The organism is Serratia sp. JSRIV002 (genome assembly GCF_019968725.1).
GTDB lineage: Bacteria > Pseudomonadota > Gammaproteobacteria > Enterobacterales > Enterobacteriaceae > Chania > Chania fonticola_B.
On sequence record NZ_CP074143.1, the window covers coordinates 1,430,612 to 1,452,313 of the forward strand.

At 53.7% G+C, this 21,702-nt stretch carries 22 protein-coding genes and 1 other RNA gene; 11 read left to right on the forward strand and 12 right to left on the reverse strand.

All coding sequences use genetic code 11. The features are described from left to right. Positions 1–120: 120 nt before the first annotated feature. Positions 121–459, forward strand: a complete 339-nt coding sequence (gene glnK / locus KGP26_RS06490; RefSeq protein ID WP_004949337.1) for a P-II family nitrogen regulator — start codon at positions 121–123, stop codon at positions 457–459. Between the two features lie 37 nt (positions 460–496). Continuing rightward, a complete protein-coding gene (amtB, locus tag KGP26_RS06495; RefSeq protein ID WP_021180153.1) occupies positions 497–1,783 on the forward strand; it encodes an ammonium transporter AmtB in 1,287 nt (428 codons plus the stop codon). A 53-nt stretch (positions 1,784–1,836) separates the two neighbouring features. Here the strand turns inward: amtB and tesB are convergent, their stop codons facing one another. Continuing rightward, entirely contained in the window at positions 1,837–2,700 is an 864-nt protein-coding gene (gene tesB / locus KGP26_RS06500; protein ID WP_021805471.1) for an acyl-CoA thioesterase II, read from the reverse strand. 235 nt (positions 2,701–2,935) lie between these two features. Between tesB and KGP26_RS06505 the strand changes: the two genes are divergently transcribed. After that, positions 2,936–3,424 (forward strand): YbaY family lipoprotein, encoded by a 489-nt coding sequence (locus KGP26_RS06505; RefSeq protein ID WP_021180151.1) that lies wholly within the window; start codon positions 2,936–2,938, stop codon positions 3,422–3,424. A 53-nt stretch (positions 3,425–3,477) separates the two neighbouring features. Here KGP26_RS06505 and KGP26_RS06510 read toward each other — a convergent pair whose 3' ends face one another. Then, positions 3,478–3,792: an MGMT family protein gene (locus KGP26_RS06510; RefSeq protein WP_021180150.1), complete on the reverse strand. Its 315-nt coding sequence runs from the start codon at positions 3,790–3,792 to the stop codon at positions 3,478–3,480. A 209-nt stretch (positions 3,793–4,001) separates the two neighbouring features. Between KGP26_RS06510 and ffs the strand changes: the two genes are divergently transcribed. Next, positions 4,002–4,098, forward strand: an RNA gene (ffs, locus tag KGP26_RS06515) — signal recognition particle sRNA small type. 74 nt (positions 4,099–4,172) lie between these two features. On the opposite strand, the gene KGP26_RS06520 is transcribed toward ffs, so the two are convergent. Continuing rightward, positions 4,173–5,960 (reverse strand): adenine deaminase, encoded by a 1,788-nt coding sequence (locus KGP26_RS06520; RefSeq protein ID WP_094981190.1) that lies wholly within the window; start codon positions 5,958–5,960, stop codon positions 4,173–4,175. Positions 5,961–6,097: 137 nt separating this feature from the next. Between KGP26_RS06520 and KGP26_RS06525 the strand changes: the two genes are divergently transcribed. Next, positions 6,098–7,024 carry a LysR family transcriptional regulator gene (locus KGP26_RS06525; RefSeq protein WP_059200026.1) on the forward strand — a complete coding sequence of 309 codons (927 nt, stop codon included), beginning with the start codon at positions 6,098–6,100 and terminating at the stop codon, positions 7,022–7,024. An 81-nt stretch (positions 7,025–7,105) separates the two neighbouring features. Here the strand turns inward: KGP26_RS06525 and KGP26_RS06530 are convergent, their stop codons facing one another. From KGP26_RS06530 to KGP26_RS06540, 3 genes are all read right to left on the reverse strand, one after another. Then, positions 7,106–7,309 (reverse strand): HHA domain-containing protein, encoded by a 204-nt coding sequence (locus KGP26_RS06530; RefSeq protein ID WP_021180142.1) that lies wholly within the window; start codon positions 7,307–7,309, stop codon positions 7,106–7,108. A gap of 50 nt (positions 7,310–7,359) precedes the next feature. Continuing rightward, the gene (gene tomB, locus KGP26_RS06535; protein ID WP_021180141.1) at positions 7,360–7,728 is read right to left on the reverse strand and encodes an Hha toxicity modulator TomB; all 369 of its coding nucleotides are present in this window, start codon (positions 7,726–7,728) and stop codon (positions 7,360–7,362) included. Between the two features lie 156 nt (positions 7,729–7,884). After that, complete coding sequence (locus tag KGP26_RS06540; protein ID WP_094981218.1) at positions 7,885–8,238, reverse strand: hypothetical protein; 354 nt, start codon at positions 8,236–8,238, stop codon at positions 7,885–7,887. A gap of 379 nt (positions 8,239–8,617) precedes the next feature. Between KGP26_RS06540 and KGP26_RS06545 the strand changes: the two genes are divergently transcribed. From KGP26_RS06545 to KGP26_RS06555, 3 genes are read left to right on the forward strand one after another with little or no spacing between them, the layout of a single operon-like run. Continuing rightward, the gene (locus tag KGP26_RS06545) at positions 8,618–9,310 is read left to right on the forward strand and encodes a metal ABC transporter ATP-binding protein (protein ID WP_223665172.1); all 693 of its coding nucleotides are present in this window, start codon (positions 8,618–8,620) and stop codon (positions 9,308–9,310) included. Beyond that, on the forward strand, positions 9,310–10,167 hold the full coding sequence (locus KGP26_RS06550; protein ID WP_094981189.1) for a metal ABC transporter permease: 858 nt from the start codon (positions 9,310–9,312) through the stop codon (positions 10,165–10,167). The genes KGP26_RS06545 and KGP26_RS06550 overlap by 1 nt, the downstream gene beginning before the upstream one ends. A 25-nt stretch (positions 10,168–10,192) precedes the next feature. Then, a complete protein-coding gene (locus tag KGP26_RS06555) occupies positions 10,193–11,071 on the forward strand; it encodes a metal ABC transporter solute-binding protein, Zn/Mn family (RefSeq protein WP_059200029.1) in 879 nt (292 codons plus the stop codon). A 107-nt stretch (positions 11,072–11,178) separates the two neighbouring features. Here KGP26_RS06555 and ykgO read toward each other — a convergent pair whose 3' ends face one another. The 4 genes from ykgO to sdeX form a co-directional block, all read right to left on the reverse strand. After that, positions 11,179–11,319 (reverse strand): type B 50S ribosomal protein L36, encoded by a 141-nt coding sequence (ykgO, locus tag KGP26_RS06560; protein ID WP_021805462.1) that lies wholly within the window; start codon positions 11,317–11,319, stop codon positions 11,179–11,181. Between the two features lie 12 nt (positions 11,320–11,331). After that, positions 11,332–11,589: a type B 50S ribosomal protein L31 gene (locus KGP26_RS06565; protein ID WP_223665173.1), complete on the reverse strand. Its 258-nt coding sequence runs from the start codon at positions 11,587–11,589 to the stop codon at positions 11,332–11,334. A 158-nt stretch (positions 11,590–11,747) separates the two neighbouring features. Further along, positions 11,748–14,894: a multidrug efflux RND transporter permease subunit AcrB gene (gene acrB / locus KGP26_RS06570; protein ID WP_094981187.1), complete on the reverse strand. Its 3,147-nt coding sequence runs from the start codon at positions 14,892–14,894 to the stop codon at positions 11,748–11,750. 17 nt (positions 14,895–14,911) lie between these two features. Then, on the reverse strand, positions 14,912–16,093 hold the full coding sequence (sdeX, locus tag KGP26_RS06575) for a multidrug efflux RND transporter periplasmic adaptor subunit SdeX (RefSeq protein ID WP_021180133.1): 1,182 nt from the start codon (positions 16,091–16,093) through the stop codon (positions 14,912–14,914). 142 nt (positions 16,094–16,235) lie between these two features. Between sdeX and acrR the strand changes: the two genes are divergently transcribed. The 3 genes from acrR to mscK all read left to right on the forward strand — a co-directional run bounded on the left by acrR (position 16,236) and on the right by mscK (position 20,748). Further along, complete coding sequence (acrR, locus tag KGP26_RS06580) at positions 16,236–16,883, forward strand: multidrug efflux transporter transcriptional repressor AcrR (protein WP_021180132.1); 648 nt, start codon at positions 16,236–16,238, stop codon at positions 16,881–16,883. A 21-nt stretch (positions 16,884–16,904) separates the two neighbouring features. Beyond that, positions 16,905–17,258 (forward strand): DsrE/DsrF/TusD sulfur relay family protein, encoded by a 354-nt coding sequence (locus tag KGP26_RS06585; protein ID WP_223665174.1) that lies wholly within the window; start codon positions 16,905–16,907, stop codon positions 17,256–17,258. Between the two features lie 97 nt (positions 17,259–17,355). After that, on the forward strand, positions 17,356–20,748 hold the full coding sequence (mscK, locus tag KGP26_RS06590; RefSeq protein WP_223665175.1) for a mechanosensitive channel MscK: 3,393 nt from the start codon (positions 17,356–17,358) through the stop codon (positions 20,746–20,748). 30 nt (positions 20,749–20,778) lie between these two features. Here mscK and rsmS read toward each other — a convergent pair whose 3' ends face one another. Together rsmS and priC are read right to left on the reverse strand one after the other, a co-directional pair. Continuing rightward, positions 20,779–20,958, reverse strand: coding sequence for a pleiotropic regulatory protein RsmS (gene rsmS, locus KGP26_RS06595; protein WP_021180129.1), 180 nt, complete (start codon positions 20,956–20,958; stop codon positions 20,779–20,781). A gap of 132 nt (positions 20,959–21,090) precedes the next feature. Beyond that, positions 21,091–21,627: a primosomal replication protein PriC gene (gene priC / locus KGP26_RS06600; protein WP_024484404.1), complete on the reverse strand. Its 537-nt coding sequence runs from the start codon at positions 21,625–21,627 to the stop codon at positions 21,091–21,093. Positions 21,628–21,702 lie beyond the last annotated feature (75 nt).

Consider the following 21,702-nt stretch of genomic DNA (forward strand, 5'->3'; position numbering starts at 1 on the left):
GGTTGTGGGTGTTCCTATATAATCAATTGAATTTAAATAAAAAATAATTTGTGGCACAGCCTTTGCTTTATATGACTCGTACCGGGGGTAAGTTTTTGGGCTTAATCGTGGAGAGGCAATATGAAGCTGGTTACCGTGGTGATCAAACCATTCAAGTTAGAGGACGTGCGTGAAGCCTTATCCTCTGTAGGTATTCAGGGGCTGACCGTAACCGAAGTCAAAGGCTTTGGCCGCCAGAAGGGTCATGCCGAGCTCTATCGCGGGGCGGAGTACAGCGTCAATTTCTTACCTAAGGTCAAAATTGATATCGCTATTGCCGATGACCAACTGGATGAAGTGGTTGATGTGATTAGCAAGGCGGCTTACACCGGCAAGATCGGTGACGGCAAAATTTTCGTTGCTGAATTGCAACGTGTGATTCGAATTCGTACCGGCGAAACCGACGAAGCGGCTCTGTGATCGCAGGCTCAGTCAACTGAATGGGGATGGATTGATAATGAAAAGACTGTTATCCACGTTGGGCCTGAGTTTGGTAACCCTGGTTCCTTCTTTGGCTCTGGCCGCTCCGGCGGTGGCAGACAAGGCGGACAACGCCTTTATGATGATTTGCACCGCGCTGGTGCTGTTTATGACTTTACCGGGAGTGGCGCTGTTTTACGGCGGCCTGCTGCGCTCGAAGAACGTCCTCTCAATGTTGACTCAGGTGACCGTCACCTTTGCCCTGGTGTGTGTGCTGTGGGTCATTTACGGCTACAGCTTAGCGTTCAGCGAAGGTAACGCGTTCTTCGGTGGTTTCCAGACGGTGATGCTCAAAGGGATCGGGATAGATAGCCTGACTGGCACCTTTAGCCAGATGATCCACGTGGCGTTTCAGTGCTCCTTTGCCTGTATCACCGTGGCGTTGGTGGTGGGCGGCTTTGCCGAACGCATCCGCTTCTCTGCGGTGGTTATTTTTGCCGCTATCTGGTTCACGATTTCCTACCTGCCAATCGCGCACATGGTTTGGGGCGGTGGTTTCCTGGCAACCGACGGCGCGTTGGATTTTGCGGGCGGTACCGTGGTGCATATCAACGCCGCGAGCGCTGGTCTGGTGGGGGCCTATCTGTTGGGTAAACGTGCCGGCTATGGTAAAGAGGCCTTCAAGCCACACAACCTGCCGATGGTATTTACCGGAGCCTCGATCCTGTATATCGGCTGGTTTGGCTTCAACGCCGGTTCAGCCAGTGCGGCCAACGGTATTGCAGCGCTGGCGTTCCTCAATACGGTAATAGCCACTGCCGGTGCAATCCTCTCCTGGACCTTTGCCGAGTGGGTCGTACGGGGCAAACCTTCTCTGCTGGGAGCCTGCTCGGGCTGTATCGCTGGTCTGGTTGCGATTACGCCAGCGGCAGGTACCGTGGGTGTAGGCGGTGCGCTGATTATCGGCCTGGTAGGTGGTATTGCTGGTCTGTGGGGCGTGGTTACGCTGAAGAAATGGCTGAAAGTAGACGATACCTGCGATGTGTTTGGTGTGCACGGGGTTTGCGGTATCGTTGGCTGTCTGTTGACCGGTGTCTTTACCGCCTCATCACTGGGCGGAACGGGCTATGCCGATGGCGTTACCATGGGGCATCAGGTATGGGTCCAGTTGATGAGCGTTGTTGTGACGCTGGTGTGGTCAAGCGTGGCCGCGTTTATCGCCTTTAAGGTCGCCGGGGCCGTGGTGGGGCTGCGCGTACCGGAAGAGCAGGAACGCGAAGGCCTGGATGTGAACAGCCACGGCGAGAATGCTTACAACCAGTAAAATACGTTGAATTAAACCCTGAGGGGGCGATGGAAACATCGCCCCTTTTTCATTTAAATATCGCGCTTGCGGATCACGCCTTCTTGCACTGTCGTGGCTACCAGCACACCGTCGCGGGTGTAGAACTGGCCGCGCACAAAGCCACGGGCACCTGAGGCTGAGGTGCTCTCTACCGCATACAACAGCCAATCGTCCATGCGGAACGGACGGTGGAACCACATTGAATGGTCAATGGTCGCCACCTGCATTCCCGGCTCGAGGAAACCGACACCATGCGGCTGTAGCGCCGTCAGCAGGAAGTGGAAGTCAGAGGCGTAGCCAAGCAGATACTGATGGATCCGCAGGTCGTCCGGCATGGTGCCATTGGCGCGGAACCAGACATGGCGATAAGGCTCTTCCACGCTGCCCTTCAACGGGTTGTGGAATTTCACCGGGCGCATTTCGATCGGCTTCGGGCCAATGAATTTGTCGCGCACCTTTTCCGGCAGCATATGCGACAGCTTTTGTGCAATTTCTGACTCCGACATCAATCCTTCCGGCGGTGGAACATCCGGCATGGTGTTTTGGTGCTCAAAACCCTGCTCGGGGCTTTGGAAAGAGGCCGTCATATAGAAAATGGGTTTGCCATTTTGAATGGCGCTAACGCGCCGCGCGCTGAAACTATTGCCGTCGCGCAGGGTTTCTACGTCATAAACAATCGGTTTGCTGCTATCCCCAGGGCGCAGGAAATAGCTGTGGAAGGAGTGAACGATACGCTCCGCAGGAACGGTTTGCTTGGCAGCATACAGCGCCTGGCCGACCACCTGACCGCCAAAGACCTGGCGTAACCCCAGATCTTCGCTTTGGCCACGAAATAAACCTTCTTCAATTTTTTCCAAATCCAGCAGTTCGAGGAGGTTGTGCAGTGCCTGGCTCATAAAGTGGCGATCCTTTTAGTTATCATGTTGCGCAGTGTGCTGAATATGATGGCAGGACGTCAATATATTGCGTTATTTCGGCGAAGGAAGCTGTTGCAGCCAGAGGCATGCGTCATGAGCCCTTCGGGCTATTTAGGTCTAGTCCGATAGGCAGTTGTTAGTATTTTGTGCTAGGTTTAATCAGTGTGGTGGTTTAAGCCACTAACATGTAACTAATAATAAAGGAGGCCGACCCATGAAACTCTGGCAAATGGTAGGGGGAGCAGCTGCATTGACGATCACACTGGCAGGCTGTGCCCACAAGAATGCGGATGTGCCAACGCAGACGGCTAACGCTGCGGCCTCGCAAACGCAGATCCAAGGCCCGGTGGTCAAGGGCTCAGTTAATATTCGTCAGCGTATCGCGCTGCCACCGGATGCGGTACTGACCGTGACCCTGTCCGATGCATCACTTGCTGATGCCCCTTCACGAGTGATTTCGCAGCAGGCGATACGTACCGAGGGTATGCAGAGTCCGTTCCGCTTTACGCTACCGTATAACCCTGCGGACATTCAGCCTAATGCGCGTATCATCCTGAGCGCGGCGATTACGGTGAATGGCCAGTTGATGTTTATCACCGACACGATCCAGGAAGTGATTAACCGCAATGGGACCCAGGCCGATCTGCTGCTGGTACCGGTACAAAACGTTCCGGTTCAGGTCACTCCGACCCCAGCTCCGTAAGCAGTAATGCCTGCATCTTTCAGCCTTTGCGCCCCTGGCCAAAGGCTGTGTTTTTACCCGTGCCAGCCATACAGTTCAAAATCAACCGTGCTCTGCGGGCCGAAAATAATTCCCTCTGCCAGTAACGCCTGCCGTTGGCGCTGAAAATCTTCACCCTGCTGTGAGATCTGCCCGTGGCGGTTAATGACCCGGTGCCAGGGTAGGGTGCTGCCCTCTGGTAAACGCCGTAATACGCCGCCAACCTGGCGTGCCGCCCGGGGTGAGCCTGCCAGCCGTGCAACTTCGCCGTAGGTGGTGACCTTGCCAGGAGGAATGGCGGCCAGGATATGAAATACGCGCTGGCTGAAGGTTGCGTCTTCTGGTTGCATGGCTCTCTTCCTGCGTGATGAGTTGGGCGGCGAATATTTCGCTCCTGACAATTTAGCAACATTGCTGCTTGGTAACCAATCCAAACGAGTGCGCGATAGGGGGAGATGGGTAAGAAAACAGCGGTTGCTCCCGGTTGGCTTGCTATTTGCCTGGCCATCACCGATAATGCCCACCGCTTCGCAATTCAAGAAGCCGTCAATGGGGGCCCTGTTGGTTCTCCCGCAACACTAACTGGTGAACTCGGTCAGATCCGGAAGGAAGCAGCCGTAGCGAGTGACGTGTGTGCCGGGATGTAGCTGGCAGGGCCTCCACCAATTTCTAGCTTTCTCCCCCCCAATAAAAGCACCGACAAGCCGCCGATGCCTTACCTATATGATGTTTATGCCGGGGTTTCCCAGCAGGCAACCAGCGGATCAACGATCTGGCGTGTTGTGCCGTCGGTCAGGCCCAAATCCGTCAGGTGCGGTCCGGCATTGCATGCCAGGCAGGTGCCCTCAATCGCTTTGAACACCCGGTAGGGTGGTTCCCAGTCTGCAACCTTGGCACTCAGATCGCGCAGGTTTTTAAACTGCTGCGCCAGCTGTGCGGCGGGAAGATCGGAAAGCATACCGGCGATCGGCATGGCCACCTGCGCCAATATTTCACCGTTCTGGCTGAGAGCCATGCCGCCGCCAGTAGCGATCAGCGCGTTAGCGGCCAGCGCCATGTCATTAGGATCGCGGCCAAGCACCACCAGGTTATGCGAATCATGAGAGTAGCTGGTGGCAATCGCCCCCCGTAGTTCGCCCCAACCTTCCAGCAATGCCAACTGAGGCTTGGCTGGGTGTCGGGCGTGGCGATGCTGTACCCAAATCAGACTGAATCCCGGCGGGAGCTGTACCTTGCCGTCGCGGACTTCTACCGTGGTTTCATTCCACTGGGTGAAACGCGCCCCTTTGATATGGCGCAACGTAGCCTGTCCGTGACGAATGGACGCAACCCGCATGATGAAATCATCTGCGGTCAATGGTGGCAGATGGAGCGTGTCACGTGGTGCGGATACGCCTGGAGTAGCTTGTACTGGAGCCAGCATTTTGCCCTGCTCTGCCAGACACTGACCAGCAACGTAAACCCGGCTGGCCTGGAGGTATTCCAGGGAGTCAAAGACGACCAGATCGGCGATCCTTCCTGCGGCAATCAGGCCAAGATCGTTTCGCTGCAAGCGAATGGCGGCATTGAGCGTAGCCATCCGTAGTGCATCGGTAGCCGGTAATCCGTGTTCAATCAGCAGATTGAGCAGGGCGATAACGCCGCCTTTCTCCAGCAGCATATCGGGTGGTACATCATCAGTGCAGAGAGTGATTTGAGAGGAGAAATGCGGCAGCGATTTTAATGCCGCAACAATTTCAGGCAACAGATAAGGATGAGAACCTCGGATCTCCAGCGTCAGCCCAGAGCGTAGTTTCTCCAGAGCATCGGCAGCAGAGGTCAGTTCATGATCGGAGGTTACGCCTGCGGCCAGATAGGCTTGCAACTGCGGACCGCTCAAACCGCGCGCGTGGCCTTCAATCAATTTGCCGCTGTTAAGCCCGGCGTTGAGGATCTCCTGCATTCGTTCGCTGCCGTGCAGCACGCCGTGCATATCCATCACTTCCGCCACGCCGCCCACTTCGGGCCAGGCTAACATGGTATCCATCTCGTTGCCGCCAAAGTCGGCACCTGACATTTCCAGCCCAGGTGTCGAAGGCACGCTGGAGGGCGCCGCGCAGATCACCCGCAGAGGCAGGTTGCGGCTGGCATCCACCGCGTAGCGCACTCCCGCAACGCCAAGCACGTTCGCCAATTCATGCGGGTCCCAGAAGATGGTGGTGGTGCCCTGTGCGACGACGATCTCGGCATAGCGTTCTGGCAGTAGGTGCGAGCTCTCAACGTGCACATGGGTATCAATCAGACCAGGGCTAAGGTAGGCTCCCGCCAGGTCTTGCGTCCGATGTGCCGTTGGCAAGGAACCACAAGGATGAACGCTGGCGATTAGCGGGCCGACAATGCCAATATCAACCAGGCGGATTTCCCCGGTGACCATGTCGATCAGGTTGGCATTGCTCAGCAAGAGATCAAACGGCGTATTCCCCAGCGCAGCCTGTACGGCACGTTGGCGTTCACCGTTACTGACAGAAAAGGTGGTCATGATAATCCCCGGAATAAGAGTAAGGGAGTTACTGTAGGCGGGGGCGTAAGCTTTGCACAGATGATTTAATTTATTGTGTGATAAGAAACGTTTATGCTGTGGCAAACGTTTACCTCTTTTCCTGGCAGGTTAGGCCTATGTCCGAGCCATGGCGACGGTTACCCGCGCTTTCCCTCAAGCAAATTCAGTACTTTGTAACCCTGGCGCAGCTACGACATTTCACTGATACCGCCAGCCGTCTGGCGATCAGCCAGCCCGCGTTAAGCAGTGCGCTGCGGCAAGTCGAAACCGTGCTTGGCGGGAAGTTAGTCAATCGAACGGCCTCTGCAGTGACCCTGACGGAACTAGGCACGGCGATCCTGCCGCATGCGCAACGGCTGCTGAATGTGGCTCACGCTACCTTTGATGATATGCAGCGCGTCATGTTGGCCGGAGGGGATGGCACGTTACGTATCGGTCTGGTGCCTTCGGTGAGCAACCTGCTGTTTCCTGCGGTACCGCGATTGCTGGCGCAACATTTCCCGCGGTTACGCGTAGAATTCCACGATCAAACCAATGATTCCCTGCTGCTACAGTTGGAAAATGGGCAGATAGATTTCGGCATAGGGGCTTTGGACAGCTCGGTGCCAGATCGGCTTGAGATTTATCCGTTGCAGGAAGATCCGTTTGTGGCGGTGATGCGCCGGGACGATCCCTTGGCGGATCCATATCATCTGCCCTGGCGGCAATTGGCAAACAGAGATATTGCGGTATTTTCGAAAGGGAATAGCAGTCGATTGGTATCGGCACTGGCGGAAAGCCATCGTCTGAACTTAACGGCGCGTTATCAGGTCGATTTTCTGGAAACGCTGTATGGTTTGGTGCGGTCACAATTAGCGGTGGCTATTTTGCCGCAGCTTTATACGACGCATTTAAACGATGAAGAATTAACCGTTATTCAATTACAACAGCCATTACTTAACCGCACTGTGGCACTTATGCGCAGCGCAAAACAAAATCACTCACCTTTAATTGAAAACTGTTTCCAGTTGCTACTGCACGATTTTCAACTCAGGGGCAAGTAAACTTGAGTTTTTAAGATAATGCTTAATCTGAGCGACCATTGAAGCCGATAATATTATCGGCTCAACGCAAGGCTACTTTGATTATCTTACAAATTTCCAAACGGCGACCGGAATTTTATCGTATAGCTTGTTCATGGTCAGTTCGGCCAGGCGATGATCGGCGGCAGAGTAGAACAGCTCTAGCTCATCGTCAGAAAGTTCGTACTTATTTTTCTCGATCACGCGCTCAAGGGTTTCAATCGTGGTGCATTTACGCAAACGCATCAGATAGTCAATTTTTGTCATGATAACCTTTAGTCTTATTAACCATAAATTTATTTGAGGATAATTATCCCCTAAGTTTTCATTGTGGTACAGACGCCCTCTCCTGAGAACAATCTGAATGTGCGTGCCTTGGTTTTTTGCCAGCGACGCAAATCGGAGTCATTAATACCGTAGCTGCTAAACAGCGTGTAGGTATCGTCGAGGTACTCTTCGACCAGTTCCGATAAATCACCTTCGTCCATGTATTTAATTTTAAAACTCATTACAAACGAAGCAATATGTTCGATCAGCTCATTAAGCTGCAGATTGACGGCGGACGTTGGATCGTTTACCCAGCCGTGATGGCTGTCACCCAGGGTAGCGATGCCTTCGTCGTACAAATTTTCACACAAAAATTTGAGTTGAGCAATATCGTGCCTTTTAGGCGAATACTCATCCATATCATCCCCCGTCAGTCTTAATTTCGGTGTTGATAACACTCTGTGAGTACATTGATTTACATCATATGTTGTGAAGCTTAGCTCAGGCTTAATAAACTTTCAGCATATTAAATATAAATCATTTTTTGCCATTTAGCCTGTTACTATTACCGAAACTTACAATTCGTCAGCGGTTGATGGCCGTGAGTTGTCGATAACCTCAAACACCAAACCCTTTTCCGTCACGGTAAAAGTGACAGAATCATTTATGTATTCGTCACCACTGATATCCAGGCATGCGTTAAAAATCGACCACTGATAGCGGTAACTCATTGAATACTCGCTATTACCGATGCAGTTAATCTCAATAATTTCTAATGAGCCTTCCACATAGCGTGCATTCTCGGAGTAAAAGCTTAGCCCACTGGTGAGCGCCGGTACCAAGTCAGATAATTGATTATCGACCACTTTCCTTAATTGTTTCACAGAAAGTGTGTCTACTTCGGAACAACGGCTTAGCGTTACTAGCATTTGGATATCTGGTTGTATCACATTCTATGCCTCTATCTTACTCCTTTTCCAGCCTTGATGGGCAAACTTTTCACTGATTAACGCTTTTTTACCCAGCTTTGAGATTTTTACCGCTCGATAGTTCTGCCGCTCACTCAGCAGCATCGGCTCGATAACCTGGAAATGTTACGTTCCGTTGCATTATTGGCACTTGAACGACTTGAGGATCTTCAATTTATGTGATGTTATATCATTACATTTACGTAATATTTTTGGCGATAACCATGCTGCCTTTCCTTCCCGTTACCCTGTTTACCTCAGCCGCAGTCTTGCGCTGCGGAGCCGTTAGCGTATTGCTGACCTTACTATGGCTAGCCATTACGTGGGCGGTTGCGCTGCCATGATAACGCTACAAAATGCCATCGTGGGTTATGACCACGTTCCTCTGTTTCCGCCGTTATGCGGTCGTTTTGCCGCCGGTTCATTAACGGCGGTGATTGGCGTTAACGGCGCCGGCAAATCTACGTTGATGAAGTCGTTGGCCGGGTTGCACCCGCTGCTGGGCGGCAAGCTATATTTTGCGGGCGGGAAGGCTCCGGCGATGGCCTATTTGCCACAACTGGCGGAGCTGGATCGTCAATTTCCTATTCTGGTTCAGGATTTGGTCGCTATGGGCTGCTGGCCGCAAAGCGGCCTGTTTGGCGGTGTGAATAAACGCTCCATGCAGCTTATTGCTGGCGCGTTAGACACCGTGGGCATGAGTTCCATGGCGCGTGAGGCGGTGGGGGAGTTATCCGGTGGGCAGCTGCAACGCGTACTATTTGCCCGTTTACTGGTCCAGCAAGCGCCACTGATTTTACTGGATGAGCCCTTCACCGGCATCGATGCGGCAACCACTCAACTGTTGCTGCAGGTCATTGCGCAGTTACACCGGCAGGGAAGGACGGTGATTGCCGTATTGCACGATATGTCTACCGTAGCCAACCATTTCCCCGAAGCGTTGTTGCTCACCCCTGAACTCTGCCATTGGGATAACGCCGAGCGCGTGTTAGCGCATTATTCGACGGCGGCTAATCAGAGGGGGGTAGCGTAATGACGCTACTCCATCTGTTGCTCGATCCTTTTATCTCTTTCGGTTTTATGCGCCGGGCATTGGTTGCCTGTCTGGCAATATCGCTGAGCGCTGCACCACTAGGCGTGTTTTTATTGCTGCGCCGGATGAGCCTGGTGGGTGATGCGCTTTCCCATGCGGTATTACCCGGTGCAGCAATCGGCTATCTGATTTCTGGCATGTCACTGGTAGCCATGGGCGTAGGGGGATTTATTGCCGGGTTGGCCGTAGCCATGCTGTCCGGGCTGGTGAGCCGCAAAACCCCGTTAAAAGAGGACGCCAGCTTTGCGGGTTTCTATCTGGGGTCGCTGGCGTTGGGCGTCACGTTGGTCTCTTTACGCGGCTCGAGCGTTGATCTGCTGCACGTACTGTTTGGCTCGATCCTGGCGGTGGATGCGCAGGCGTTGGTTATGGTAGGCATTATCGCCAGTATTTCGTTGATGATGCTGGCAGTGCTGTATCGGGCTCTGGTGATTGAATCCTTTGACAGCACTTTTTTACGCGTCAGTGCACCAGGCTCGCTGGCGTGGATCCACGGGCTTTTTCTCGCTTTGGTGGTGATCAACCTGGTGGCCGGTTTTCAAATCCTTGGCACCCTGATGTCGGTAGGTCTGATGATGCTACCGGCGACCTGCGCCCGGTTTTGGGCGCGAGATTTACCGCAGACATTAGCCGTGGCTATGGGGATTGGGCTGCTCGCTAGCCTGGTTGGTCTGGAGTGGTCCTACTACGCTTCATTGCCCGCAGGCCCGGCGATTGTCCTCAGTGCCAGCGTGATGTTTTTAATGTCGATTTTGTTTGGGACGCGTGGCGGGATGTTGCGCCGTGCGCGTCATTGAGAAGTGCTATCTGCAAGGAGAAAACATGAAATCTTTACCCATAACGCTGGTGGCAGCTGCTCTGCTCGCCAGCCCGTTAGCGCAGGCAAAAACCGTTGAGGCCGTGGCCAGCTTTTCTATTCTTGGCGATATCGTCAAACAGGTGGGGGGTGAACATGTAAAGGTCAGCACGCTGGTTGGCCCTGATGGCGATCCGCACAGTTTTGAGCCATCGCCGCAAGACAGCAAGCAGCTGGCGCAGGCCGATGTGGTGTTTGTCAGCGGATTGGGGCTTGAAGGTTGGATCGATCGGTTGGTGAAGGCTTCCGGTTATCAGGGGCCGGTGATCACCGCATCCAAAGGGATCGAGTCGCGCAGCATGGAAGAAGAGGGCAAACAGGTCACCGATCCACACGCCTGGAACAGCATGAACAATGGCGTGCAGTATGCGACCAACGTGATGCATGCGCTGATCGCTGCGGATCCTGAAGATGCCGCCTATTTCCGCCAACGTGGTGGTGAATATATTCAACAGCTTCAGCAGCTCGATGGTTGGGCCAAAGCACAGTTCGCAGCGGTGCCACAGCAAAAGCGCAAGGTGCTGACCAGCCATGATGCTTTCGGCTATTTTGGCCAAGAATACGGCGTCACTTTCCTTGCCCCGGTCGGTTTTTCTACCGAGGCTGAAGCCAGCGCCAGCGATGTCGCCGGGTTGATCAAGCAGATCAGGCAGGAAAAAGTCCAAGCCTATTTTATTGAGAACCAAACGGATCCGCGCTTGGTACAGCAGATCGCGGCGGCAACGGGGGCGAAAGCGGGAGGTGAGTTGTATCCTGAAGCACTATCCAAACCGCAAGGCCCGGCAGCCAGCTATGTGCAGGCATTCAAACACAACGTCGAGGCCATTGTTGGCAGCATGAAGTAAATTTTCCTCCCACCGCATGCGGTGGGTTTTTCCTTTGCAGTGGCATTTGGCAATAAAAAAGCCCCGTTGAGCAGCAACGGGGCTTTGGTTACCAGTGACACTTTGGCTTAACGCTTCTTCTTACGTCCCTGTACCGCTTTATAACGCGGGTTGGACTTACAAATCACAAAGACGCGGCCATGACGGCGCACAACTTTGCAATCCGGATGGCGACCCTTCGCCGAACGCAGTGAACTCAATACTTGCATCATCAACCCCGATTATTTTCTGCTGTTAACCAAATGGCCAAACCGCTGCTGGAAGCGCGCGGTGCTGCCTTCTTTTGAGAACTCTTTCTGCTTGCCGGTGTAGTACGGATGCGAAGCGGAAGAGACATCTATGGTGACGTAGGGCCAGCTTTTACCTTCAAGCTCGATAGTGCGATCGGTTTTGATGGTCGACCCCACCTTGAAGTAGGTATCGGCGCTAAGATCGTGAAATACCACGGTGCGGTAGTCTGGATGGATGCTTGCCTTCATGATGACCTCAATTGTTATGTTATACTATAACAATTATTATGCACCTCTCTGGGATCGGGATCAACCTCAAAATTGCGTGGATCAGCGTTGGGTCTATTGGCTAACTAGCAGGCATAAAAAAGGCCGCTTGCGCGGCCTTGGTTGTCAGTAGGAAAGCATCAGTGATGCTTAACCGGATGGGCGTGTTCCATATCTTCAGTCTTTTTACTGAAGCGGCGGCGAACCACCACGAAGAACACCGGTACGAAGAAGATTGCCAAGACGGTAGCTGTCACCATCCCGCCCATTACGCCGGTACCTACCGCGTTCTGAGCGCCGGAGCCTGCGCCGCTGCTGATAACCAGCGGCATAACCCCGAGGATAAAGGCCAGTGACGTCATCAGGATTGGACGCAGACGCATACGTACCGCTTCCAACGTTGATTCGATCAGCCCTTTACCTTCTTTATCCATCAGGTCCTTGGCGAATTCCACGATCAATATCGCGTTCTTCGCCGACAACCCAATGGTTGTCAACAAGCCTACCTGGAAGTAAACGTCATTTTCCAGCCCGCGCATGGTCGCGGCCAACAGAGCACCGATGACGCCCAGTGGCACAACCAACATAACGGAGAACGGAATCGACCAGCTCTCATACAGAGCGGCCAGACACAGGAACACCACGATCAGTGAGATGGCGTACAGTGACGGAGCCTGGTTACCGGACAGACGTTCCTGATAGGACATACCGGTCCAGTCATAGCCGACGCCGTTTGGCAGTTTCGCCGCCAGTTGTTCCATCATGTCCATCGCTTCACCGGTACTCTTACCCGGGGCAGCCTGGCCAAGGATTTCCATTGATGGCAGACCGTTGTAGCGTTCCAGACGCGGTGAACCGAACTCCCATTTCGCCGTGGAGAAGGCGGAGAACGGAACCATCTGCCCGGTGCTACCTCGCACATACCAGTTATTGATATCATCAGGCAGCATACGGAACGGAGCATCAGCCTGCACGTACACTTTCTTCACACGACCGCGGTCGATAAAGTCGTTCACATACGAGCCGCCCAGTGCGGTGCCGAGAGTCGTATTAATATCGCTCAGGGAAACACCCAGCGTTTGTGCTTTTTCCTGATCGACGATCAGTTTGAACTGAGGCGTATCTTCCAAGCCGTTCGGGCGTACGCCGACCAGCAAATCAGGATGTTCTGCCGCCATGCCCAACAGCTGGTTACGTGCTGCGGTCAGTTTTTCGTGACCCAGGTTAGCCTGATCGATCAACTGGAAGTCGAAGCCGGTCGCCGTCCCCAGTTCCACAATCGCTGGCAGGTTAAAGGCAAATACCAAGCCGTCTTTAATCTGCGAGAAAGCTCCCATTGCACGAGCAGCAATTGCCGGTACCTTGTTCTCTTCACCTTTACGCTCAGACCAGTCTTTCAGGCTGACAAACGCCAAACCGGTGTTCTGACCCTGGCCGCTGAAGCCGAAGCCATTAACGGTGAACACCGAGTTAATGTTGTTACCTTCTTTCTCGTGGTAGTAGCGGTTAACTTCGTCCAGGACTTTCTGGGTACGTTCCTGAGTGGCACCCGCTGGCATTTGTACCATGGTCAGCAGGATGCCCTGGTCTTCGTCCGGCAGGAACGAGGAAGGCAAGCGCATGAACAGCACCGCCATACCAACCACGATCAGCAGGTAGATCACCAGATAACGCCCGGTGCTACGCAAAATGTTCGCTACGCTATCGGTATAGTGGTGGGTGCTCTTCTCAAACAGGCGGTTGAACCAGCCGAAGAAGCCGGTCTTGATGCCGTGATCGCCTTTCGGGATCGGTTTGAGCATGGTGGCACACAGCGCAGGCGTCAGGATCAACGCCACCAATACCGACAGCACCATGGCGGAAACGATGGTGATCGAGAACTGGCGATAGATTGCCCCGGTTGACCCACCGAAGAAGGCCATCGGGATAAATACCGCTGACAGCACCATGGCGATACCCACCAATGCGCCCTGGATCTGTTCCATCGATTTCTTGGTGGCTTCTTTTGGCGGCAGGCCTTCTTCAGCCATGACACGCTCGACGTTTTCTACCACCACGATGGCGTCATCCACCAGCAGGCCTATCGCCAACACCATGCCGAACATCGTCAGGGTGTTTATCGAGAAGCCAAACATTGCCAGGATGGCGAACGTCCCTAGCAATACTACCGGTACGGCGATCGTTGGGATCAGCGTAGCGCGGAAGTTCTGCAGGAACAGATACATCACCAGGAACACCAGGATGATCGCTTCAATCAGGGTTTTTACCACTTCGTTAATGGAAATCTTAACGAATGGGGTTGTGTCATAAGGGTAAACAACTTTCAGACTTGCAGGGAAGAACGGTTCCAGTTTGGCCAGTTCTGCCTTCACTTCTGACGCCGTGTTCAGGGCGTTGGCACCGGTTGCCAGCTTGATACCGATACCGGCAGCAGGCTTACCGTTATAACGGGCAATGACGTTGTAGCTCTCACCGCCCAGTTCAACCTTGGCCACATCACTCAGGCGTACCTGCGAGCCGTCCGGGTTGACTTTCAGCTGGATCTTGCTGAATTCTTCCGGTGAGGTCAGGCGGGTTTGCGCGATGATCGAGGCGTTCAGCTGTTGGCCTTTCACCGGTGGAGTCCCACCGAGCTGGCCTGCAGCAACCTGGTTGTTCTGAACCTTGATCGCAGCGATAACATCGCCCGGGGTCAGTTGGTAGTTGTTCAGTTTGTTGGGATCAAGCCAGATACGCATCGCGTACTGGGCACCGAACAGTTGAACGTCACCCACACCAGAGGTACGGCTGATAGGATCCTTGATGTTGGAACCTACATAGTCCGCGATATCCTCCTGCGTCATGCTACCGTCTTCGGAAATAAAGCCCGCTACCATCAGGAAGCTGCTGCTTGATTTCTCAACGCTAACGCCCTGTTGCTGTACTTCCTGCGGCAGCAGCGGCATTGCCAGCTGCAGCTTGTTCTGTACCTGTACCTGAGCGATATCAGGGTCAGTACCAGAGTTGAAGGTCAACGTAATCTGGACGTTACCGGACGAGTCACTGTTGGAGGACATGTACAGCAGGTTATCGATACCGTTCATATTCTGTTCGATAACCTGCGTTACGGTATCCTGCACCGTTTTGGCGTCAGCGCCCGGGTAGTTGGCGGAGATCGTGACTGCTGGTGGCGCAATGGTCGGATATTGCGCGATAGGCAGCTTCATGATCGACAAGATGCCCGCCAACATAATGATGATGGCGATTACCCATGCAAATATGGGGCGATCTATAAAGAACTTAGCCATGTATTACCGGCTCCTTTTTATGACTTCTTCTCGGGTTCAGACGCAGTCTGTGGCTTGCTATCAACTTCTTGCGCTTTCACCTGAACGCCAGGTCTGATTTTCTGCAGGCCAGAAACAATGACGCGATCGCCCGGTTTCAAACCAGCCGTCACCAACCACTTGTCGCCAATCGCCTGCGCGGCGGTCAGCGTACGTACTTCCACTTTATCGTCCGCACCGACAACCATCGCGGTAGCTTCGCCACGCGGGTTACGGGTGACGCCCTGTTGCGGAACCAGCAAGGCATCGGTACGCACGCCTTCGTCCAGACGGGCGCGCACGAACATACCCGGCAGCAAGGCATCGTTCGGGTTAGGGAAGATGGCACGAATAGTGATGGAACCGGTGGTTTCATCAACGGTCACGTCGGAGAATTCAAGCGTTCCTTCTTGCGCATAGGCCTGGCCGTTTTCCAGCAGCAGTTTCACTTTGGCCTTGCCGTTTTCCTGTTTCAGGGTGCCGTTAGCCAATTCCTGTTTCAGGCGCAGATAGTCGTTGCTTGACTGGGTCACGTCGACATACATCGGATCCAGTTGTTGCACGGTAGCCAGCGCATTGGCCTGACCGGAAGTCACCAGCGCCCCTTCGGTTACCGATGAAAGGCCGATACGACCAGAGATTGGGGAAGTCACTTTGGTGTAAGCCAGGTTGATACGCGCGGTTTCCACTGCGGCCTTGGCAGCGATCACGGAAGCGTTAGCCTGCAGCAGGGTGGAGTTGGCATTATCGAAGTCTTGCTTACTGATGTAGCTAGTACCCAGTAAAGGCTTGTAACGGTTGACCGTCAGACGCGCGATTTCTGCCGCGGCCTGGGCTTTGGCCAGGTCGCCTTTGGCACTGTCATAAGCGGCTTGATAGGTCGCTGGATCGATTTGATACAGTGAAACACCCGCCTTGATGTCGCTGCCTTCAGTAAAGTTGCGTTTCAGGATGATGCCACTAACCTGAGGGCGAACTTCGGCGATGCGGTATGCTGCGGTACGGCCAGGAAGATCGGTAGTAATATTGAGAGGTTCAGCCTTCAGCGTCACCACACCCACGGCAGGAGCCTGGTGTTGGGCCTGTTGCTGGGTTTCTTTATCGTTACATCCTGTAAGCACTAAGCTGCCTGAAAGCATCAGAACTGCCGCCAGAGGCGTTAACCCTCTGTTTTTGTTCATAGAAAAACCTCAAGTGTCCGATTTCAAATTGATCAATGGATCACAAGCTTTAAAACCCATTGCTGCGTTAATTTTATCTGCGTGCTATGGTACATACATTCGCGAATGTATGTAAATCACACCGCCCCTAAAAAACAACATCATGGCACGAAAAACCAAACAGCAGGCGCAAGAAACACGACAACAGATCCTCGACGCCGCAGTGAGGGAATTCTCCGAGCGTGGCGTTTCGGCAACCTCTTTGACTGATATCGCAACCGCTGCCGGGGTTACGCGTGGTGCAATTTACTGGCACTTCAAGAACAAGGTAGACCTGTTTAATGAAGTTTGGGAGCTCTCAGAGTCGAAAATAGGCGATCTGGAGATAGAGTATCAGGCAAAGTATCCCGATAATCCACTGCGTATTTTAAGAGAAATTCTGATTTATATTCTGACCGCTACGGTCGATGACTGTCGGCGCCGGGCATTGATGGAGATCGTGTTCCATAAATGCGAATTTATTGGCGAAATGATGCCGTTACATGACGCTCGCAAGGTGCTTTACCTTGAAGGCTATGATCGTATCGAGCGCGTTTTACGCAACAGTATGGATCACGGGCAACTCCCTGCCGATCTGCATACCCGCCGGGCCGCAATCATCCTGCGTGCTTACATCACCGGCCTGATGGAGAACTGGCTGTTTATGCCGGAAAGCTTTGATCTCAAAGCAGAGGCGAGTATCTTGGTCGACAGCTTCCTAGAAATGGCGCAGCTTAGCCCTTCCCTACGTGTGAACGCGCCAGCCCGGTAGACCTCGATAAGGAGAATCCCAATGTCATCTCTGTTACTGATTGCCAACTGTGCGGCTTATGGCCAGGAATCGTTGTTCAATGCGCTACGTCTGGCGATCACCCTGAAAGAACAGCAGCCCAAGCTGCAGTTAAAACTATTTCTGATGTCCGATGCGGTCGTGGCGGGCATTGCCGGGCAGCAGCCGCGTGAAGGTTATCATTTGCAGCAGATGCTGGAAATTCTGACGGCGCAGCAGGTACCGGTCAAACTCTGTAAAACCTGTGCCGATGCCCGTGGCGTCAGCCAACTGAAGCTGGCCGATGGCGTAGAAATTGGCACGCTGGTGGAATTGGCCCAGTGGACGCTGGCGGCAGAGAAAGTGCTGACTTTCTGAGTCCCAGGCGATTCATGTCCTGCAATGCTTTTCTTATTCATCGCCGACCTGCGATCGTGATAACCTTGACGCTTGATGGTTAAACCGACGCTAAATCATGAGTCGCAGGCGTATTCTCCCCGTAGTACAAACTGTTTCCCTGTCTTACGCTGCGGGCCAATTCCGCATTATTACGCTATGGTTTTTGTTGTTGGCGGCGCTGGTTCTGCCTTTGGGCGCGTTCGCGGCACAAAGCGGCGACCTCCCTGCGCGCAGTGACATTCAGAGCCAGATAGAGGCGCTGAACAAACAGAAAAACCTGACGCCGGTCGAAAAGCTCTCTCTACAGGACTTAAATCGCACGCTGGAACTGCTTGACGGCATCGATCGTATCAAGCAAGAGGTCAATCAGCTTAAACAGCAGGTTCAGCAGGCCCCGGCCAAGTTACAACAGGTCACACGGGCTCTGGAGTCGCTGAAAAATCCGGCTGATGAAGCGGTGACGCGAGCCGAACTGCTACCGCTTTCCCTGCGTCAGTTGGAAAGCCGCCTGTATCAGACGTTGGACGAACTGCAGGACACCCAGGAAAGCCTCTCCACCTACAACAGCCAGCTTATCTCACTGCAGACCCAGCCAGAGCGCGTACAGAGCAGTATGTACACGGCTTCCCAACGCCTGCAGGAAATCCGTAACCTGCTAAGCGATCGTGCACCGGGGCAGCAGGTATTACGCAGCACCCAGCAGGTCATGCTCAATACGGAGCAGGTGTTGCTCAATGCTGAGATAGACCTGCAACGCAGAAGCCTGGATGCCAACACAACGTTACAAGACCTGCTCCAGAAGCAGCGTGATTACACCACCATGAACATCGATGCCCTGGATCACCGAGTGCAGGTGTTGCAGGATGTGGTAAACAGCAAACGGCTGACGCTGTCGGAAAAAACGGCGAAAGAGGCGCAGAATCCGGAGGATACCAGCGATATCCAGAGCGACAAACTGGTGAGCAAAGAGCTGAACATCAACCGGCAAATCAGCCAGCGGCTGATCACCGCCACGCAAGAAAGTAATACCCTGTTCCAGCAAAATATTCAGGTGAAAAACTGGCTCGATCGCGGCCTGCAATCGGAACAAAACCTGAAAGAGCAGATCCAGGTGCTGAAGGGCAGCCTGGTGTTATCGCGCATTCTTTATCAGCAGCAGCAAAACCTGCCGCCGGGCACATTGGTGGCGGACATGAGCACCCAGATCGCGGATTTACGGCTGGAGCAGTTTGAGATCAACCAGCAGCGCGATGAGCTGTTCAAGGGCGATGACTTCATCAATAAGCTGGTGGCGGACAGTAAGGAAAAGGCCAACGGCGACGTGCTTGACGCGTTGAATGAAATTGTCGATATGCGCCGTGAGCTGCTCGATCAACTGAATAAACAGCTCAATAACCAACTGTCGTTGGCCATCAACCTGCAGATTAATCAGCAGCAACTGACCAGCGTTTATAACTCGGTACAGGACACGCTGACCCAGCAGATTTTCTGGGTTAACAGCAACAAGCCTATCGATTTCGCTTGGCTCAAGGGGCTGCCTGGCGCGGTGAAAGAACAGCTGGCCGGGCTGGATTTTAAATTCGAACCCGGACAGTTGATGTTGGGCGGACTGCATGCCCTGGTGTTCCTGATCCCGTTGCTGGTAGTGATTGGCCTACTGCGCTGGCGCTACCGCCTGATTGACAGGCATCTGCAAAAGCTGGCCAATGATGTCGGCCAGCTAAAGCGCGATAGCCAACTGCATACGCCGAAAGCCATTCTGCTCACCTTATTAAAGGTGTTACCGGGCTCTTTACTGTTGCTCGGTGCCGGGTTCTGGTTCTATCGGGCCGATTTCAGCATCAGCGATTTTATCTGGGCCTTGTCACAACAGCTGGCGTTATTCTGGTTGGTGTTTGGCTTCACTTTCCGCATGCTGGCCCCGGGAGGTATTTCGCAGCGGCATTTTAATATCCCGGCCGATCGCTGTGCGCACTATCGCCGCCAGACCTTCAGGTTGGGACTTGCCCTGTTACCACTGATCTTCTGGTCAGTGCTGGGCGAAAAAGCCCCGCTGAGATTGGTCGAAGATGTTATTGGCCAGGTGGTGGTGATCCTGACATTGGCGCTATTATCGGTGTTGGTGTTCCCTATCTGCCGCGACCATTGGCGTGAAAAAGACTCCCATAAAGTGCGGTTGCTGATGGTCACTGCGCTGGCTGCCACACCGGTGATCCTGCTAGGGCTGATGTTTGCCGGTTACTTCTATACCACGTTACGTTTGGCTGGCCGTTGGATCGATAGCCTCTATCTGTACTTCCTGTGGAATATCGTTTATCTGGCAGCGATCCGTGGCCTGAGCGTGGCCGCTCGTCGGTTGGCCTATCGACGTGCCCTTGCGCGCCGCCAAAACCAGGCCAAAGAGAAAGAGGGGGCCGAAGGTAACGAGCCGGTAGAGGACCCCCCACTGGCGCTGGATCAAATCAACCAGCAGTCTCTGCGTTTGACCACCATGGTGCTGTTTCTGATCTTCGCCAGTGCGTTTTATGCGATATGGTCGGATCTGGTCACGGTGATCTCCTACCTCGACAGCGTTACCCTATGGCATTACTCCAGCAACGTGGCGGGCAGTGTGATACCGCAGGCGGTAACGTTGGGTAATATGATGGTGGCCGTCCTGGCGGTGATCGTCGCTTACGTCATGACGCGTAACCTGCCGGGGTTGCTGGAAGTGTTGGTGTTATCCCGCCTGCAGTTGCGGCAGGGGGCGTCTTACGCCATCACCACCATTCTGACCTATCTGATCACGGCGGTAGGGACCATCACTGCGTTAGGATCGCTGGGCGTCTCTTGGGACAAGCTCCAGTGGCTGGTGGCGGCGCTGTCGGTAGGTTTGGGCTTCGGTTTACAGGAAATCTTTGCCAACTTCGTTTCCGGCCTGATCATTCTGTTTGAACGCCCGGTGCGGATCGGCGATACCATCACCATCGGCACGTACTCCGGGACGGTCAGCAAGATCCGTATTCGTGCGACCACCATTACGGACTTTGACCGTAAAGAAGTGATCATTCCTAACAAAGCGTTTGTCACCGAGCGGCTGATTAACTGGTCACTGTCAGACACCATTACCCGCGTGCTGATTAAAGTGGGAGTGGCCTATGGCTCCGATCTGGACAAGGTCAAGGCGGTGCTGTTGCAGGCGGCGCATGAAAACCCGCGCGTGATGACGGATCCTGAGCCGATGGTCTTTTTCCTCAACTTTGGTGCCAGCACGCTGGATCATGAGCTGCGGTTGTACGTGCGTGAGCTGCGCGATCGCAGCTATACCGTGGATGAACTGAACCGGGCGATTGACCGCCTATGCCGTGAGAACGACATTAATATCGCCTTCAACCAGTTGGAAGTGTACCTGCATAACCAGCAGGGCAACGAAGTGCAGGAGGTCAAGCGGGCGCAGGTTCCAGGCATCGGTGATCACCCTGCGGTGTAGGAACCTGGTGATAACGCTAGCGGGCCATGATCATTGGCCCGCGGGCAAATATGGTGAGGTGATGCCTGCACGCTGCATCTTTTCCTGATAGTCTTTTCTGACAATGTCCAGCGCGGCCAGCGCCGTTGCCGGATCGATCTCGTTGCATTCCAGCAGGTAAATCAAGTCTACCGCCAGTTGTAATTCTGGGGAGGCATTCTCTAGCGACATAAGTCCAACGTTGGTGTGAGTAAAGGGATCTTCCCGTGTTTTAAACGCAGGAGAGACGAGATTGTGCTTTGGCTGAGTATAGTGAACCTGGCGCGGGGAGGGGAATAATCATTAAAATATTGTGACAAATATTCAAAAACCGTTTTCTTTTCGCTCGATACTGCGCTCTATGCGCGCCAACGCTTGCCGACAACGCACTAATCTGCCCTCGAATGCGGCCAGTTCCTGTTGTAGTTTCTTCTGCGCGGCGAAGGTGGTTTGTTGCCCTAACAGACTTTCGCGGTCCTGGATCATGGCGATCAGGCGGCGTTCATAATCCTGATGTTCGGCGAGCTTATGGTACAAATCGACCACCGCCACTTCCTTCGGCTGATTTTTACGCCGTATCGTCTGGGTTGCCATTTCGCGCTGTAACGCGGTGAGCTGTGCCACCAGCTTTTCTGCCAGAAAGGCGACGTGGGCGGTACGGTTGTCTTTGACCGCCGTTTGTAGCTGGGCAAAGTTCTTTTGTATCTCGGCCAGATAATCTCGTAACCGCGTGCCGTGGTTGGAGAACAGGGCAACGTCAAACCGCGCCTGCGAGATCGGAGTATCACCTCGCGGTTGGATTTCGCTGGCCAGGGCGGCGATCTGTTGTTCAAGCGCCTGTAATAAGCGGTGCGTAGTCACGTGAGATCCTTTGATAAGGCAGTAAGTGCCTAAGCTTGCCCGTGAAAGAGAGATCAGACAAGCTTCGGATGGATA

Bases quoted from the DNA above. Each gene is read 5' to 3' on its own strand.
- glnK (WP_004949337.1), top strand. From the start codon at position 121: ATGAAGCTGGTTACCGTGGTGATCAAACCATTCAAGTTAGAGGACGTG.
- amtB (WP_021180153.1), top strand. From the start codon at position 497: ATGAAAAGACTGTTATCCACGTTGGGCCTGAGTTTGGTAACCCTGGTT.
- tesB (WP_021805471.1), bottom strand. From the start codon at position 2,700: ATGAGCCAGGCACTGCACAACCTCCTCGAACTGCTGGATTTGGAAAAA.
- KGP26_RS06505 (WP_021180151.1), top strand. From the start codon at position 2,936: ATGAAACTCTGGCAAATGGTAGGGGGAGCAGCTGCATTGACGATCACA.
- KGP26_RS06510 (WP_021180150.1), bottom strand. From the start codon at position 3,792: ATGCAACCAGAAGACGCAACCTTCAGCCAGCGCGTATTTCATATCCTG.
- KGP26_RS06520 (WP_094981190.1), bottom strand. From the start codon at position 5,960: ATGACCACCTTTTCTGTCAGTAACGGTGAACGCCAACGTGCCGTACAG.
- KGP26_RS06525 (WP_059200026.1), top strand. From the start codon at position 6,098: ATGTCCGAGCCATGGCGACGGTTACCCGCGCTTTCCCTCAAGCAAATT.
- KGP26_RS06530 (WP_021180142.1), bottom strand. From the start codon at position 7,309: ATGACAAAAATTGACTATCTGATGCGTTTGCGTAAATGCACCACGATT.
- tomB (WP_021180141.1), bottom strand. From the start codon at position 7,728: ATGGATGAGTATTCGCCTAAAAGGCACGATATTGCTCAACTCAAATTT.
- KGP26_RS06540 (WP_094981218.1), bottom strand. From the start codon at position 8,238: ATGCTAGTAACGCTAAGCCGTTGTTCCGAAGTAGACACACTTTCTGTG.
- KGP26_RS06545 (WP_223665172.1), top strand. From the start codon at position 8,618: ATGATAACGCTACAAAATGCCATCGTGGGTTATGACCACGTTCCTCTG.
- KGP26_RS06550 (WP_094981189.1), top strand. From the start codon at position 9,310: ATGACGCTACTCCATCTGTTGCTCGATCCTTTTATCTCTTTCGGTTTT.
- KGP26_RS06555 (WP_059200029.1), top strand. From the start codon at position 10,193: ATGAAATCTTTACCCATAACGCTGGTGGCAGCTGCTCTGCTCGCCAGC.
- ykgO (WP_021805462.1), bottom strand. From the start codon at position 11,319: ATGCAAGTATTGAGTTCACTGCGTTCGGCGAAGGGTCGCCATCCGGAT.
- KGP26_RS06565 (WP_223665173.1), bottom strand. From the start codon at position 11,589: ATGAAGGCAAGCATCCATCCAGACTACCGCACCGTGGTATTTCACGAT.
- acrB (WP_094981187.1), bottom strand. From the start codon at position 14,894: ATGGCTAAGTTCTTTATAGATCGCCCCATATTTGCATGGGTAATCGCC.
- sdeX (WP_021180133.1), bottom strand. From the start codon at position 16,093: ATGAACAAAAACAGAGGGTTAACGCCTCTGGCGGCAGTTCTGATGCTT.
- acrR (WP_021180132.1), top strand. From the start codon at position 16,236: ATGGCACGAAAAACCAAACAGCAGGCGCAAGAAACACGACAACAGATC.
- KGP26_RS06585 (WP_223665174.1), top strand. From the start codon at position 16,905: ATGTCATCTCTGTTACTGATTGCCAACTGTGCGGCTTATGGCCAGGAA.
- mscK (WP_223665175.1), top strand. From the start codon at position 17,356: ATGAGTCGCAGGCGTATTCTCCCCGTAGTACAAACTGTTTCCCTGTCT.
- rsmS (WP_021180129.1), bottom strand. From the start codon at position 20,958: ATGTCGCTAGAGAATGCCTCCCCAGAATTACAACTGGCGGTAGACTTG.